Raw genomic sequence first — 15300 nt, 5'->3', positions numbered from 1 at the left:
TCTCGTTTATCTATAAGGGCTTGATAAAAATAATTAAATTTCCAATCAATCTGACATGCAACAAAAAAAACGAATAAAAAAACTTCTTGCAGCTTACTTTTCAAAGTTAACTTAAAGGATAAAAATTAAAGAAGAGCTTGTTGGGTAAGTTTTCTTAAAGGCAACTTAAGGAAGATAAATAAAAAGAATAATTTTTATTTTCCAGCAAGCCAATAAAAAAAGGATTTTTGGATGAAAAAGCATCCTATTCGCGAGCCTCTCCTATTCTTTCTATTGTATGCAGGCTTAAGAATTTGCATAAAAAATTTAAATAGCCTAAAAAGCTGCTAATGATATTTATGTGTAGATAAAATAAATTTTAAGTTATTTTGAGGTTAACACTCATAATTTTTTTAAAGAGGTCTTATGAATATAAGCTTTAATCGTTGCTGGGGTTTTTATCTTTTCATTTTATGGGGAATTTTATTACCTCTTCAGGCTGATCCTAGTGATCAAGGCAAGCCTACTCCTTCGCAATATCCTCCACCCACTTCTAAGAAATCGCAAGCTTATATACCTCCATCTGCAGATCAAAATTATAATAACACGGCAGACCCTTCTGCTAATCCCAGCAATGCTCCCTCTTCTAATCCTCCTGGCTTTTATGGTGGGTTTTATGGGTCACCCCCACCCCCTACAGCTAAACAGTCATTTCCGGATAAAGCGGCAGCAGACGAGCTTTATAAGTATATTCAGAGCAGGTGAGCTTTAATTAATGGTCGTCTGCCATTTTAGGCTTGAAGTGGATGAAAACCAGTAAAGAATAAGAATCAGGTATAAAGATTTTTATCTTACTTGAGATAAAAGTAGATGTTAGCTGAATCTGATAGCCAATCCACCGATTTTTCTTCCTATCGCGCCATCTTTTTTGCAGAAAAGGGATTTAAAATGCCTTTTCCATGAAGAAAAAAGCCAATTGGAGAAATGAAATCATTCTAGGAGAAGCTGAGTATGCTTAAAATTACTCAGCCTGCTCCATTAGCTTTATTTTAGATTTTGGTGGGTAGAAGGTAATATGTTTTTTACCTTCCCCCTCATTATTATTTATTTTTCGCTTTTAATAGAGATTCGCTTAGCTTCCGAAGATTTCGCTTTTTGAAAGCTAACCTGCAAAACACCATTTCTGTAAGAAGCTTGAGGTTCTTCACGATCATTAACTTGTTCGGGAAGGGCTACGCTATAAGAAAACGAACGCATCGACCTTCTATAAAATTTTTTATCCCTATCACTTTCTTCTTCTTTTTTTTCGCCTTTGATCCACAGAACACCTTTATTCAAATTAATTTCAATGTCTTCCGGATTTAAGCCAGGCATAGCGGCTTCTACGACAATGTTGTTATTTTTGTCCTCATAAATGGTAAGGTCTTGATCTCTTTCCTCACCATAAAATTGCTCAAGCTCTCGCGTAAGATTTTTTGGAAAACGGAATAAGGGGTCACGATTGAAAATGGAAGGGAATAGATTAAAAGACATTTTATACCTCCTTAAGATCAGTTATAGGATTAAACGAACGATATAAATTAATATCTTTTTAACACATCTACTGATTAACTGTCAAAAGCATATGTCTCGTTAATAATCTAAAAATTTGCTCGGCAGGTTGTTCGCAATTTTTCCAAGCTTGCTGTGTAAGCAACTTAGTCAATTGTCTTTTATGGCCTCTCTCATGCTAGGCCTCATTCCCTCTATTAGTCCCTCTTAGACTTTGAATATTTAATTGATTTCATTTTTTATTTATAGTTAAAGGCTAAGGGGATCCTGCTCGCTGATAGGTCGGCTTTATAAGATGAAGATTTCCTCCATGGCCTCGCTTAAAGCAATCGGGGGCGGTGCCAGCAAGAAAACTTCTTGGATGCCCCTTCTGCTCCCTCGCGTCATTATCTTCTCATAGCTCCTGGTAAATTTTGGGGCATCTTTTTCTTTTGGCACTGTTGACAAGCCTGGTCCGCAACTAAGCGCTTATGCAAAAGGATGACGTGAGAGCATTTTCTCCTACATTTTATTATAATGTGGCAGCTTGATTCCTAATTCCTAGAATTAGGTAGGTAAAGGCTATTTTAAGAAAAGAATTGGTCGAAGAAAAGAAAAGCTTACATGGGGTAAATTTCAAAAGCTTTAAAACAAACGAATAGCTTTTCTTTCTTATTGTAAATTTTTACCCAGCATCTTTTCGTTAAAGTCCAGCTGGTGGGCCTTATAAAGAAATTACATTTATATAGTTGGGTCTTTGCTGAAATCATGCTTTGAGGCCTTTTCTACTCGGCTGCAATCAAGCTAAAGCAGCAAGTAGAAAATATAATTACTATCTTTTTCCACGAACTTGGATGACATAAAAAAGGCAAAAAATGTAAAAGGAGTAAGCCAAGCGTTTGACATAAACCAAGCACTTATTTAGCATAAGTATCATTTTTATTGTACTCTCTCAAATACTAGGTTGCAATATTAGGGCATTACTTAAAAAGTCCACTTCTATTTCAGAAGCTGACCCTTTAAACGAAAAGCTGAAAAACTTAATCTACAAGCCTTAAGGAAACATTATCATGCAAATTCACAACTTTTTTCTCCAGCTTGTCATTATTTTATTTATGGCTAGAGTATTAGGAGAATTTTTCGCTAGGTTTAATATTCCCTCTGTTATCGGTGAACTTTTTGCCGGCGTCCTCATTGGTCCTAGCCTCTTTAACTTAATAGAGCCTAACGAGATGATTAAGTTATTGGCAGAAATTGGAATCATTCTCCTTCTTTTTGAAGTAGGACTGGAAACGGATATGGGAAGGTTAGCAAAAACAGGTAGTAAGCCTTTTATAGTGGCAGTAGGAGGCGTTGTCATTCCTTTTACGCTCGGCTTTCTTGTCAGCTACCAGCTATTTGACTTAAGCCTGCTCGTATCTTTATTTATTGCAAGCACATTGACAGCAACTAGCATTGGAATAACAATTCGAGTACTTACTGATCTTAAAAGACAGACCAGCGATGAAGCTCAAATTGTGCTTGGCGCAGCTGTCATCGACGATATCATCGGAATCATTTTGTTATCTGTTCTTTATGAATTTTCTCAAGGAGGAGGGATCAGCTTTATAAATATTGGCAAGGTACTCGTATTCATCTGTTTATTTCTTATATTGGCACCTATAGCTGCTAAATTTATTTCTAATGTCATCAAACATTATGAAAAGAAAAGTGAAATTCCTGGACTTCTTCCCACTACTATCGTTTCTCTCATATTATTGTTTGCTTGGCTAGCTCATCAAATGGGGGCTCCTGCACTTTTAGGAGGATTTGCAGCAGGTCTTGCTCTTTCTCGGCAATTTATTCTACCTTGGGGAACTTATTCTCCTTTTAATGAAGAATTTTCTCATAAAGTGGAAACCCAAATGAAGCCAATCGTGCATCTATTTACTCCTCTATTTTTTGTCACGATAGGTTTATCTTTAAACCTTAGCGAAATCAATTGGGGATCAACTTTCATTTGGCTACTCTCTATTTCTATACTTATCGCCGCCATAGTGGGTAAGCTATCCTCAGGCTTTCTTCTTTTTAAAGAAAATAAATGGATCAAATGGGCGGTGGGTATTGCGATGGTGCCTCGAGGAGAAGTAGGACTAATTTTTGCAGAGGTGGGGAAAGATAGCAAAGTTTTTGATAACGATTTATACGCTTCGATGATCATTGTAATTGCTATTACTACAGTGTTTACACCCTTCTTTATGCGATTCTTCTACAATCTTCAAGCTCGGGCAGAAAATGAAGTAAAAAGCTAATCGACAGAAAAGGATAAATGATAATGAAAAAAGCTTTAAATTCTGCTATTTAAAGCACATTTTTTTAGATCACTTACTTTGCCTGTCTTAAGCCCCTCTGCCCCAAGCTTTGCTAAGAGTCTAAAGTACCAAATGGCATAAGGGAAGTTAATAAGAAGATATGAAAAACTTCTCTCGGATGGCCTTTAAGCTTTTATTTGTAAGAAAGGCCTTCTTAAGGCCTTTCCTACAAAAAATTATAAGAGATCTAAGAGATATTAATATTGCTTGGTATATAAAATAATTTCTAGATTTTTTATTTTCGATTCCCTGATGGCTTATGAGGTTTTTCTTGTATAAAATCCTTAAGTATTAGGGGATTTATGAAAACTCCAGAGATTGATGCCTTAGAAACCATTTTTATTTTAGATATACACGGACTTGATAGTCTGAATTTTAGGATCAAAGAAGTATGAAAGATGTAGTTGAACTTCTGGTTAAGCGTTTGTAAGGCTAGAGATGTCTTTTTCTCGAGCGTGGATACCTTGATTCCTAATAGGAAAATATGTCTAGCAGCTCTAGAACTTTACTTAGATAAAGAAGACCAGTTTTGGATCATTGCTCATATGGGAAGTAAAAGCAACGATAGGGAGCCCTTCTTTATGAAGAGATTTTCACGTTCCTCCCGCCTTTATGAGCTTTTAAAATTAATGCTGAATACGGACTATACCTGCATCGACTTTCCTGCTCTTTCACATTCTCTTGGGGAGCTAGGGATCAAAAATGAATTAAAAAAAGTATTCTTCTCTAAAGGTAAGTTTTTTGATTCTATAGCTAAACTGGGTGCAATTGACTATCCAATTGACGCCAGACGAATAATATAGCACCTTTCCTTTGTCAAAAATTCAAAAAAACAACTTCTTTCCTCTTTTAACCACTACAAATACCTTAACTACTCTGTTAATCGGATTTAATTTCTCCAGTTTTTGCGACACTTTTCCGACAAACAGCTAGGCTTTTTCTATCCCTTCACGCGGAGTTCTTTTCAAGAATTCTGACGTTGTCCGGTTTCGGTACCTCTTTTCTAAATTTTTTAAAATGGAGACATGAAACAAAACAAATTCAAAGCTCACAAGCCATCAAAAAAGAAGGCTACCGTTAAACCTTTAGCAGTGACTAAATCTTGCCGCCTTGGAGCTTTTTTTGATTTGCTTCTCCAAATAGATAAACGTAATCCATCCGGAGCCTTATGAGCATCACCAAAGCGGAGCTTCTCCCAATCAAGCCCCCAAACGGCTTGATCGCATTTGCATGCATAGAGATTGATCATCAGTTCTACATCAGCTCTATTGGTGTCCTCAAAAGGCGCGATGAAACTGACTATAGAATCACTTATCCTACTCGGAAAGTTGGCGAACAAAATCTCACGCTTTCCCATCCAACTGAGCCTTGTTTAAGCAAGGCAATTGAGCAGGCCATTTGCAATAAAGCTGAAGAGATGTTCGGAGATCACTCAATCGCATAATTTAAAGAGGTAAAAAATAAGTACGAATCAAATTGCCTTCGACATATGAGTGAAAATAATATTCCTTTCCAAGATCCCCTGATTTGCGACGGAAATATCTATCGCTTTTCTCGAGACACTAAAAAAAAATTAATCCGATGAATGGTATGTAGCTCAATTTAGCTTTTTTTTCTTCTGGAAAGCCTAATCTTCGCTGCTCTTATGATTCTTGGAGTGATGGCAGCAAGTTTGAATACAAATCTTGAGAAGATTCTTTGAATAGAGCTTATTCTGCAATTGATTGCAAAGAATTCCAATCAAGATTTGAAGAAAATAAATTGAGAAGATGGCTAGCCATGAGCAAGCAGATTAAAACTTTTATATAACCGCCAACAGGGTGATGAATTTAACCGCTTGTGCTAAGGAGATTCTCAAGAGCGCTGAAGTCAATGAAAAAGGCCAACGGTTAGATTTTGTGTTCCAGAACGTAAAATTGGATAGGAAAACCTGTCTATAAAGGCGTGTGAAGTATTTACAAAACTAGTGGACGGTAAGAAACGTCCAAAAGAATGGGGGCGGTTGGACTCGAACCAACGCAGACCGAAGTCGAGAGATTTACAGTCTCTTGCCATTGCCACTAGGCGACACCCCCAGAGGGATGCTGACAGTAGGAATTGAACCCACAACCGTCCGATTACAAGTCGGGTGCTCTACCAATTGAGCTATGTCAGCTTACAGAATACTCGCTTAAAAGATAGCGTTTAATTATGCGTAACTTATAGCAAAAATGCATGATTAGCAGCAAGTCATTTTATAAAAAAACAATGGGATATTCTAATTTTTTTGCGCTCAACAAGTTAGTGTATTTTTTTCACAAATCGTTTGACTTAACAATTCTAAGCAGGCTATAGGCAAGCTTAAGGAAAGCCTTAAACTTACGCTATAAAAAGCTCTTGATAGATCATTCCGTCTTCTCTAAAGAAGGGGCTTCTGCAGAAGAGACTTCCTTTTCTACATGGAGTAGGGGCGGCTGCTGCTTAAAAGTTTTAGCAATAGAATCTCCGAAAGTGCGTTCCATAAGATTAGGCATAGCAGGCTGATTTAACCATTTCGCGGTAAGTTTCTTTTTAGTATACTTTTTTCCCCAGCAACAATTTTTATATTTCTTTCCTGATCCGCAGGGGCAGGGATCATTACGGCTCACTTTTTCTGTCATATCCATATCCTTTAGACTTATTGGTAAGATTTAGAGTAAATTTTAGAAATGCCTTGACTCCGCCTCTAAGGGTACTATAAAGTATTTGGTAATTATTTTTAAATAAAAGTTAATTTTTTATGACTATCTCTATACCTATAGCTCAACCGCCCTGGTCCCGCTTAGGTAAAAAATTAGAAAGCACTTTTCGCCGAGCTCTTTATGACTATCAAATGCTAGAAAGCGATAATAAGATAGCGGTAGCCCTATCGGGGGGAAAAGACAGCTTAACGCTATTATTTTTATTAAAAGCTATAGCAGGTAGGGGCTTTCCTGAATTAGATATATATGCCATCCTTGTTAATGGTGAATTTTCTTGCGGTGCAGGCGTAAATGTCACCTATTTAAAAGCTATTTGCGATCAGCTAGGCGTCCATTTTATTGTTAAAGAATCTAAGCAAAAACTCGAAACCCTTGAGTGCTACAGCTGTTCTCGCGAAAGGAGATCTCTTCTTTTTGAAGCTGCCAAAAGTGTAGGAGCCACTACCATTGCTTTTGGTCATCATCGGGATGATAACATTCAGACCTTTTTAATGAATTTGTTGCATAAAGGTGAATTTGCAGGAAATTTACCCAAAATTTATATGCAAAAATATGGGATAACGATTATACGCCCTCTTATTTACATTTCAGAAGAAGAGATTCGTGCTTTTGCAGAACAGTATGGATTCATCAGAATTATGTGCCGATGTCCTGTAGGACAAAATTCCATGCGCAAGAAGGTAAAGGAACTAGTTAAAGAAATGGAGATTCTTTACCCTTATGCTAGCGAAAATATTGCCCGAGCATCTCTTTTATACGGCTCGCATAAAGCTGCTAAGCCCTAGTGCATAGTTTCGAAAGATCGATAAAAACTTTTAGAGTGTTTTTTATAAAATGTTCAGCTAGTTAGAAACATAAGATTAACTTCATCTATAGAAAAGCCATCGTTTTTTATCAATTTTTAAAATTTTCTTTAAAAATTTATTTTGATTTTTTTAGTTCTTTCAAAAAGCTAATCACTTTTATTTTTACTGTTTACATTTGTTCTGCATATTCATACACTTTTTATCAAAAAGGAGATCCATATGGCTTATTCCAGGTCCAATGAGCACGAAAATCATATCACTATTCAAGGAGTCGAAATTGCTTTAGGATTTCCTGACCAATTCAGCTTTCAATGGATAGGTCAAACTGATGTATTGGATCAACTTCTAGCAGCTTGGTTGGTAATTGATGAAAAAGATATCCCTTTAAACCCTCGCTTAATTGGCAAGCCGGGAGTCGGCAAAACTACCCTTGCCTATGCGGCAGCAAAAAAGCTAGATAAGGAGGTTTATATTTTTCAATGCACGATGGATACACGTCCAGAAGATTTACTTATTAGCCCTGTGATAGATAAAGCAGGCGGAATCCGCTATGTAGCTTCCGCTTTAGTTACCGCCATGCTACGAGGGGGTGTCTGTATTCTTGATGAAGCTAATCGCATGAGTGAAAAGTCATGGGCATCACTTGCTCCCCTTCTCGACACAAGACGCTATATTGAATCCATTGTAGCTGGCCTTAAAGTAACGGCAGACCCTGGCTTCCGCATCTGTATTACGATGAACGATGATGCTTCGACTTTTGAAATTCCGGAATATATTCACAGCCGTTTACAACCTCAGATCTATCTAGATTTTCCCGAAGCTGAGGAAGAAAAACGCATTCTTAAAGAAAATCTACCTTTTATTGATGAGTATATTGTTGATTATGTTATTAATTTTTTACAAAAAGCCCATACTAACGCTGAAAATTATACTATTAGGGATGGCATCAATATTGCCCGTTATGCTGCGAAAAGGCTAAAAACTTTAGAAAACAGTAAAATCAATATTGATAATTTGCTACGTCAAGCTGTTCTTATGACGCTTGGCGATGAAGCACTTACTCACCTCATGTAAAATTTATGAACAATCTACAAGCCTTTTATATTCAGAAAGGAGCTGTCTTTGCAGTCCCCATTCTTCATTATAAGATGGAAATGGCAGCTCAGGTACGTATAGCGTTTGAGGTTATTCAACCTGATTGCGTTGCAGTGGAACTTGCAGAAACTATGCAGCTACAATTATTGCATGCCGCCTCTCGTCTACCCGATATTAGTGTAGTGATGTGCTACAATAAAGATCATGCGCCTATCTATTATATGTGTGAACCTTGCGATCCTGCTTTTGAAGGTTTGCGCAGTGCCCTGGAGGCTCAAATTCCTGCCTATTGTATCGACCTTGATGTCGATGATTATCCTGATAATATAGAATATATGCCTGATACTTATGCCATACACAAAATAGGGTTAGAAAATTATTACAAAGCATATAAGGATTTCTTCTTAGAAAAATCAATCAAAAGTACTGTTGATCAACAGCGGGAGTTGTTCATGGCAAGACGCCTAAAAGAACTCTCTTTTAGCTATGAAAGAATACTTTTTATAGCAGGCATGTCGCACATAGAAAATATCCTTTCATTGATGGATAGAGTTTCTTTTGCTCCCCTAAAGCATGCACCAAGAGAGCATATTGAGCTACTTACCCTGTCGGAATTATCTACCCAAGAAGTTATGGCAGAATATGGATGGATCACTAAAAATTATGAACAAGCCAGGTATGCTTTTCCTTTAAAAAATAGAGAAGAGCTTGCTTTTTCTTCTTTTCCCCCTGACCGTCAAAAGCTCATTTATAATCTTTTTAAAGGTGCCGCTATAAATTATACTAAGAATACAGGAAACAGTTTTCCAGGCTATAATTTGCGCAATATCATGAAATTTTCTCGCAACTATGCCTTACTCCATCAGCAACTTTTACCCGATTTATATCAGCTAATCAGCGCTGCCAAAGGATGTGTAGATCACAATTATGCCTATGAAGTATGGGCTTTGGCAACAGAGTATCCCTATAGACGTAACGTAGATCAGCTTCCTGAAATTGATTTATCTATTGAAGATATCTGGGGAGCTAGTAAAAGCATTCGTTTTCATAGGAAAGAAAAAAGCAGGAAAGATTTAACCTTTCATAAGCAACGCAAAAATCGCGCACAGCTTCATTTTAGACCCCCTCCCATGTTTAGTATTTGTTCGTATCCTCCAGAAGACCTAGTGATTGAAAAATTTGGGGATTTCTTAAAGAAGAAGGGCACTCAGCTGATGCGCGAAGAAGCTGCTCGCATCATTCCTTTTTCTTCAAGCCTAGAAGATGGGATCGATACTAGAGAAACGATTCGCCATTGGCATGAAAAGAAGCTGTATGTCAAAGTTTCAGGGAAGCCTCCAGGCGGAGTAGGGTCAATAGTAGTAATATTTGATGAAGATTCCCCTAAAGAAAATGAACTTTACTTAGAAAAATTTCCCTGGCGCACGACTTGGCTAGGAGAACATAGTCAGGAATCCGATATGGCTTTTTATGCTACTGATCTCCATGCCAATGTGGTCGGACCTGGCATCTCGCGTTGCCAGTATGGGGGTTTTATGATGTCATATCCTCCCCGTAGAATGTTTGATATATGGTCCGACGCTGATTATCAAAATTGTACTTCTAAAGCTGAAGTGCTTCTTATGGCGGCTATTGACTATGCTGTCCAATCGCTAGTGGTCTATGTTGCCAATCAGCCACCCCGCTCCCTATTAAAAAGCTTTGCAAGCCGCTATGGCAAAAAGATAGTTTACATCCCTTCAGGGCAACTATCCCCCCTTACCCTTAATAAGCTACGCATATTTCATGTATTAGATGGGCAAAGCAAGCGAGAAATTGCTGGCGACTATATTTTTTAAAATTTTACCAGCCAACAACTCTTAGAAGCTTAAAGATAAAAAGATTGATTAGCTGAACGAGTATTTCTTTTTAAGGCATCAGCTTATGCTGAGCATAATGAATGATTTCATTGAGAGTTTTAAGGCGCTCAATTAGCTCAGGGGTTAAACGTAGATCTAAATTTAAACGATGGATTTTTTGTTCCCATAATTCAAGTTGAGATTTAAAAGCAGCTTTCTGATTAAAAGCTAGCGTTTCGGCTAGGTTAATTTCATCATACCAAGGAGGAATATGTTTCTCTAAGTAGGCAATCTGGATAAGCACATCTTTCAACTCTTCATTTTCTTCATCACCATGTAAGTCAGGTAATGACTGGTTCACAATTTTATCAATTGCATGAAGAGCTGCATCGAAATATTTTTCGCGGCGCTTGTCAACTTGAGCTTTCCATACAGCAATCTCTTTTAAGGGAAGATTTTCTGGTTTTATCTTTAGGGCGTTAAGAGCATGAAGATAAGATTGCAAACGAACATCAAGACGTTGGGCTAAATTTATCTTTTCCTCTTCATCTATCGAAAGAGCCTCTAGCATATGCTCTTGATAATCAGTGATGACTTGTACATCTCTGTCTATCACTTCAAGAAATTCATCGATCGTATAGCGGATAACAGCCTTAAAAAGAGCTTCTTTATCGGTAGTCTTCGAACAAATTTGAATCCATAACTTAGCTTTTTCTACCCATTGGTTATAACGCTGATAAGTTTTTGCTTGATGCAAAACCGAGCGTGGCTGCTCTATAGATTTATGTAGACGAGAAACCTCCTTAATCAGCGGATCTATCACCTCTTCAATGTAAACAAAAGCTTCTGCATCAATTTCTTTATAAAGTTCATTCTTAATAGCTTGTAATTGAATTAGCACCGCGCTAGCTTTAGATTGCAGATCCTGTATTCTCCCCACCAGAGGATGCTCCTGTGGGGGTTTACTTTGAAATCTTTGAAAAGTTGAACGTATTCTATCTACAAAGCGAGCCAAAATGGTCAAACGTTTTTTTGTAGGCTCTTTTATAAAGGAATCTCGAGCAGTCGAAGGATTAGGTTTCTTGGGTGCCATAAAATTATATCAATATCCGGTAAAAACGCACTTTACCGCATAGTTTTATTTTTGTCAGGCGATAATTCTTAAAGAAGTTAATATGATTATTATGATTGACTTATCATTAAAAAACATTTATATTTGCTGTTCAACTGAGATGGTTTTAACATGTCTAAACGGCCTCATTTACTTATAACCAATGATGATGGCATTTATGCCCCTGGTATTCGACATCTTTGGAATGCTTTAAAAGATTTTGCAGATATAACGATCGTGGCGCCTGCAACCGAACAATCAGCAGTCGGTGTTAGCATTACCGTTCGTAACCCTCTTCGTTTGCATCAGGTTGAATGGGAGGGCCAAACCCAAGCCTGGAGTCTTACAGGCACTCCTGCTGATTGCATAAAGATGGGACTTAAAGTAATTCTTGATAAGAAACCAGATTTAATTGTCTCGGGGATTAATCGTGGATCCAACGCTGGCCGCAACTTAATGTATAGTGGCACCGTAGGAGGTACTATTGAAGGTATTATTCAAGGTGTGCCTGGCATTGCCTTTTCTTGCGTAGATTACTTCAATACTGACTATCAAAAGGTAGAACACTATGTACCTCTTTTAGTGGAGTATGTGGTAAAGCATCCACTACCCTCGGGTAGCTTGCTAAATGTTAACTTTCCCACTTATCAACATGAGATTAAAGGCTTCAAGCTGACTCGCCAAGGGAAAGAATTTTGGGCTGAAGATCCGTTAGAGCGTAATCATCCTGCGGAAGGACATTCTTATTATTGGTTAGGTGCTAAACTGCAGCAATTCGAAGAACATGAGGATAGCGATATTTCTTGGCTTGCCCGTGGATATATTGCGGCAGTACCTGTGCATGTAGGAGAATTAACAGATTTAGCTCATCTTAATGATGCAAAAAGCCATTTTGAAAATCATCTAAATTTACAAGCTAGACCTTAAGAAAAACAATAAGAGAAGTTAAAAATAAAGCTTTTTTATTTAATGAATTATATCAACTCTAGTAAAAACTTTCCTACTTGGCTATCAATTCCAGCAGCTCTTGCTTTTACTCTCAATTTTTAAGACTTTATAATGTCCGGTAAAAAATCTTGGGCTCGCATCTTGTCTTCTTTATTTTTAAAGGCTTACTGAATAGGCAGTAATAATAATGATAATCTTTGAAAAAACTTAGCCTGCATAACCAACCCTCTGAAACATGTCTCTCTACTTAGTTCGAGGGGTTTGTATAAAGCTGCATAAAAAGTATCTCAAAATTGCATTCATAACTTTTTAGAGCTCTCCTTCTCGCCAGCTTGGAAAAGCTTTGAGGAAAATCACTCAATTAATAAAGGGGGATGGTTAGTGATACTAAGATTTAAGGTAAATTAACTTTTTTAAGAAAAATAAGTGAAAGGATTAAAAGAAACGCGGGAGACGGGACTCGAACCCGCAACTTCCGGCGTGACAAGCCGGTGCTCTAACCAATTGAACTACTCCCGCGTATGCATAGTTGGGCGCAACAGGACTCGAACCTATGACCACCTGTGTGTAAGACAGGAGCTCTACCAACTGAGCTATACGCCCTCAAAAGGAAGCATTCAATATACATTTTAGGGTTATTTAATCTCAAGCATTTTCGTAATTTCTTAGGAAAATTAGTGCTCTGCGCTAATAACCAACTCGTTATAAAAAATTTATCCTTTTTAATGAACTAAGCAAAGAGCCTAAAAAAATCCTTAAGGGTAGTCAATAATCTTCAAAATAGCCTCATCTTTTTCTTTACATTTAGTTAGATTTTATTTATAATGTTTTCTTTGACAAACCCTTAACTATTTTTAGATTATGCACCATCCTACCTCAGCTAGCGCTAAATCCATCGGTTCAGAGCTTATTATTTATATCTTTTTGATTGCAGGTGCTTTTTTAGCTGCTTTTGCGATTCAAGTTTTTCTGATTCCCAACCGTTTAATCGATGGAGGAATTGTAGGAATAGCCATGGTATGCGCTAATATTTTTGGCACTCAATATTTAGGATATTTTACTTTTGCTTTAAACTTGCCCTTTGTTTTTCTGGCTTACAGATACATAGGCAAAGTTTTTGTCCTTCATATGTTTTTTGCTCTTCTTTTCTTTACCGGCTTTATTTTTTTTATTGAGCATTATATGCCATGGGCAGAATTTAAAGGAGAAACGCTTGAGGTAGTAGTGATTGGGGGGGCGCTTTTGGGAATAGGCATAGGCTTAATCATTCGCTACGGTGGCTGTCTTGATGGTACAGAAATTTTAGGAATTATTAGTAATCGTCTCACTGGCTTTACCGTTGGACAGGTGGTCTTGGTTATTAATATTTTTGTATTTAGTGCTGCTGGAATTGCCTTTAAAGATTGGCATCCTCCTCTTCTCTCTTTAATTACCTACATGGTAGTTAGCAAAATTATGGATACTGTCATTGTAGGTTTAGATGAAACTAAATCGGTCATTATTATTTCTTCCAAATCAGAAATTATTGCCAATGCTATCGTACATGAACTAGGCTTAGGGCTAACCATCATGTATGGACGGGGCGGCTTTTCAGGAGATGAGCGAGAAATTCTTTATGTAATCGCCGAACGCCTTCAGCTTGCTGATCTGAAAGAGCTTATTTATAGAGAGGATCCCGCAGCTTTTATTGCTATTGAAAATCTTCATGAAGTAGCCAATGGCAATCAAACCGGAAAATACAAAAAAACAAGTATGAAAGAGCTATTTTCGCGGATGTTAAGTATAAAAAAATGACTTTATCCTTTGATGAGATCAAAGTAAAAGCATTAGAATTAGGTTGGGATGATGTAGGAATTACGCCTGCAAATATTCGCCAAGAAGATATTCAAGCCTACAAAGAATGGCTAGCCGAAGGAAAGCATGCAGATCTGGCCTACATGGAAAAAGAAATACGCTGTTATCCTCAGCAATATTTCCCCCAAGCAAAGACGGCACTTATTTTTCTTAGCTACTATAAGCAACCTAAAGAAGATCTCCTTACGGGTCAAGGCTTGATAGCTTCCTATGCAAGAGGAAGAGACTATCATCATCTGCATCGTAAACGGTTAAAAAAATTCATTCAATGGCTAGAAGAACGCGCAGGTGCACAAGGAATAGCTAAAGGATTTAGCGATTCTAGCCCCCTTTTAGAAAAAGCTTTGGCCGTACAGGCTGGATTGGGTTGGTTTGGTAAAAACACTTTACTTATCCACCGACGTTTTGGCACTTACACCCTGCTTTCAGGCATATTGACCTCATTAGAGATCCCCGGAGCGGTAATTTCTCTACGACTACCGCGTTGTGGAAGTTGTACACGTTGTATAGATGCTTGTCCTACTCAGGCCTTAACTTCCCCTTATAAGCTAGATGCTGCTAGATGCTTATCTTATCACCTCATCGAATCTAAAAAACCAATTCCTCTAGAAATACAACAAAAAAATCCAGGTTATATTTTTGGCTGTGACATTTGTCAAGAGGCTTGTCCTCATAACCAAAGAACTTTACCCTCTCTCACGGCAGCTTTTTCTCCCGCGAGCGGCAATGGAGTTTATTTAGATTTAAAAAAAATAGAAGAATGTGAGAAAAATCCTGAGAAGTTATTTGGCACACCTTTACAACGCCGAGGGATTACAGGATTAAAATATACCGCCGAAACCTTAAAACTAAAGTAAATAAATAGCCCTTTTGCTTTCATTTTCTCTAATCACTAAGTCATGCCTTCTAAAGTAAACGCGTCTGTATAGTCCAAAGAGGAATCAACCCTTTTTAAGCTAACGCTTTTCCTAAACACGAGTCTTCTATTGAATATATAATTACATCAAGAGCTGCTCCAAGAGCGTATTTTTTTGCTACCCATAAAATTTAATCTTTATTTCTGTGAAT

At 37.5% G+C, this 15300-nt stretch carries 12 protein-coding genes, 4 tRNA genes and 1 pseudogene; 9 read left to right on the top strand and 8 right to left on the bottom strand.

Annotated elements, in window-relative coordinates:
* The first annotated feature begins 405 nt into the window (after positions 1–405).
* On the top strand, positions 406–744 hold the full coding sequence (locus tag NEOC95_RS04070) for a hypothetical protein (protein WP_213151736.1): 339 nt from the start codon (positions 406–408) through the stop codon (positions 742–744).
* A gap of 339 nt (positions 745–1083) precedes the next feature.
* Here the strand turns inward: NEOC95_RS04070 and NEOC95_RS04065 are convergent, their stop codons facing one another.
* Entirely contained in the window at positions 1084–1512 is a 429-nt protein-coding gene (locus NEOC95_RS04065) for an Hsp20/alpha crystallin family protein (protein WP_166154695.1), read from the bottom strand.
* A gap of 1067 nt (positions 1513–2579) precedes the next feature.
* Here NEOC95_RS04065 and NEOC95_RS04060 point away from each other — a divergent pair.
* On the top strand, positions 2580–3800 hold the full coding sequence (locus tag NEOC95_RS04060) for a cation:proton antiporter (protein ID WP_166154691.1): 1221 nt from the start codon (positions 2580–2582) through the stop codon (positions 3798–3800).
* A gap of 515 nt (positions 3801–4315) precedes the next feature.
* The gene (locus NEOC95_RS09390) at positions 4316–4663 is read left to right on the top strand and encodes a hypothetical protein (RefSeq protein WP_249270163.1); all 348 of its coding nucleotides are present in this window, start codon (positions 4316–4318) and stop codon (positions 4661–4663) included.
* Between the two features lie 245 nt (positions 4664–4908).
* Here the strand turns inward: NEOC95_RS09390 and NEOC95_RS09385 are convergent, their stop codons facing one another.
* From NEOC95_RS09385 to NEOC95_RS09825, 4 genes and pseudogenes are all read right to left on the bottom strand, one after another.
* Positions 4909–5217 carry a hypothetical protein gene (locus NEOC95_RS09385; RefSeq protein ID WP_249270162.1) on the bottom strand — a complete coding sequence of 103 codons (309 nt, stop codon included), beginning with the start codon at positions 5215–5217 and terminating at the stop codon, positions 4909–4911.
* Between the two features lie 636 nt (positions 5218–5853).
* Positions 5854–5935: transfer RNA gene (locus NEOC95_RS04045), tRNA-Tyr, on the bottom strand.
* 7 nt (positions 5936–5942) lie between these two features.
* A tRNA-Thr gene (locus tag NEOC95_RS04040) sits at positions 5943–6015 on the bottom strand.
* 379 nt (positions 6016–6394) lie between these two features.
* Positions 6395–6514, bottom strand: a pseudogene (locus NEOC95_RS09825) (SEC-C metal-binding domain-containing protein); the annotation flags it as partial.
* 104 nt (positions 6515–6618) lie between these two features.
* Between NEOC95_RS09825 and NEOC95_RS04030 the strand changes: the two are divergent.
* From NEOC95_RS04030 to NEOC95_RS04020, 3 genes are all read left to right on the top strand, one after another.
* Positions 6619–7365 carry a tRNA lysidine(34) synthetase gene (locus NEOC95_RS04030; protein WP_249270161.1) on the top strand — a complete coding sequence of 249 codons (747 nt, stop codon included), beginning with the start codon at positions 6619–6621 and terminating at the stop codon, positions 7363–7365.
* A gap of 240 nt (positions 7366–7605) precedes the next feature.
* Entirely contained in the window at positions 7606–8460 is an 855-nt protein-coding gene (locus tag NEOC95_RS04025; RefSeq protein ID WP_213151732.1) for an AAA family ATPase, read from the top strand.
* A 5-nt stretch (positions 8461–8465) separates the two neighbouring features.
* Positions 8466–10319, top strand: a complete 1854-nt coding sequence (locus NEOC95_RS04020; protein ID WP_213151730.1) for a hypothetical protein — start codon at positions 8466–8468, stop codon at positions 10317–10319.
* 70 nt (positions 10320–10389) lie between these two features.
* Here NEOC95_RS04020 and NEOC95_RS04015 read toward each other — a convergent pair whose 3' ends face one another.
* Positions 10390–11412 carry a hypothetical protein gene (locus tag NEOC95_RS04015; RefSeq protein ID WP_213151728.1) on the bottom strand — a complete coding sequence of 341 codons (1023 nt, stop codon included), beginning with the start codon at positions 11410–11412 and terminating at the stop codon, positions 10390–10392.
* A 150-nt stretch (positions 11413–11562) separates the two neighbouring features.
* On the opposite strand from NEOC95_RS04015, the gene surE reads away from it, so the two are divergent.
* Positions 11563–12357, top strand: a complete 795-nt coding sequence (gene surE, locus NEOC95_RS04010) for a 5'/3'-nucleotidase SurE (protein WP_166154676.1) — start codon at positions 11563–11565, stop codon at positions 12355–12357.
* A gap of 466 nt (positions 12358–12823) precedes the next feature.
* Here surE and NEOC95_RS04005 read toward each other — a convergent pair.
* Together NEOC95_RS04005 and NEOC95_RS04000 are read right to left on the bottom strand one after the other, a co-directional pair.
* Positions 12824–12897 (bottom strand) — tRNA-Asp (locus NEOC95_RS04005).
* Positions 12898–12908: 11 nt separating this feature from the next.
* Positions 12909–12981: transfer RNA gene (locus tag NEOC95_RS04000), tRNA-Val, on the bottom strand.
* 258 nt (positions 12982–13239) lie between these two features.
* Here NEOC95_RS04000 and NEOC95_RS03995 point away from each other — a divergent pair.
* Together NEOC95_RS03995 and queG are read left to right on the top strand one after the other, a co-directional pair.
* The gene (locus NEOC95_RS03995) at positions 13240–14172 is read left to right on the top strand and encodes a YitT family protein (protein WP_166154674.1); all 933 of its coding nucleotides are present in this window, start codon (positions 13240–13242) and stop codon (positions 14170–14172) included.
* Positions 14169–15089: a tRNA epoxyqueuosine(34) reductase QueG gene (queG, locus tag NEOC95_RS03990; RefSeq protein ID WP_213151726.1), complete on the top strand. Its 921-nt coding sequence runs from the start codon at positions 14169–14171 to the stop codon at positions 15087–15089. The genes NEOC95_RS03995 and queG overlap by 4 nt, the downstream gene beginning before the upstream one ends.
* Positions 15090–15300: the final 211 nt, after the last annotated feature.

It is taken from the genome of Neochlamydia sp. AcF95, from assembly GCF_018342455.1.
Classification (GTDB): domain Bacteria; phylum Chlamydiota; class Chlamydiia; order Chlamydiales; family Parachlamydiaceae; genus Neochlamydia.
The sequence above is the reverse complement of the archived record's forward strand: the minus strand, read 5'-3'. Positions and strand labels throughout refer to the sequence as shown.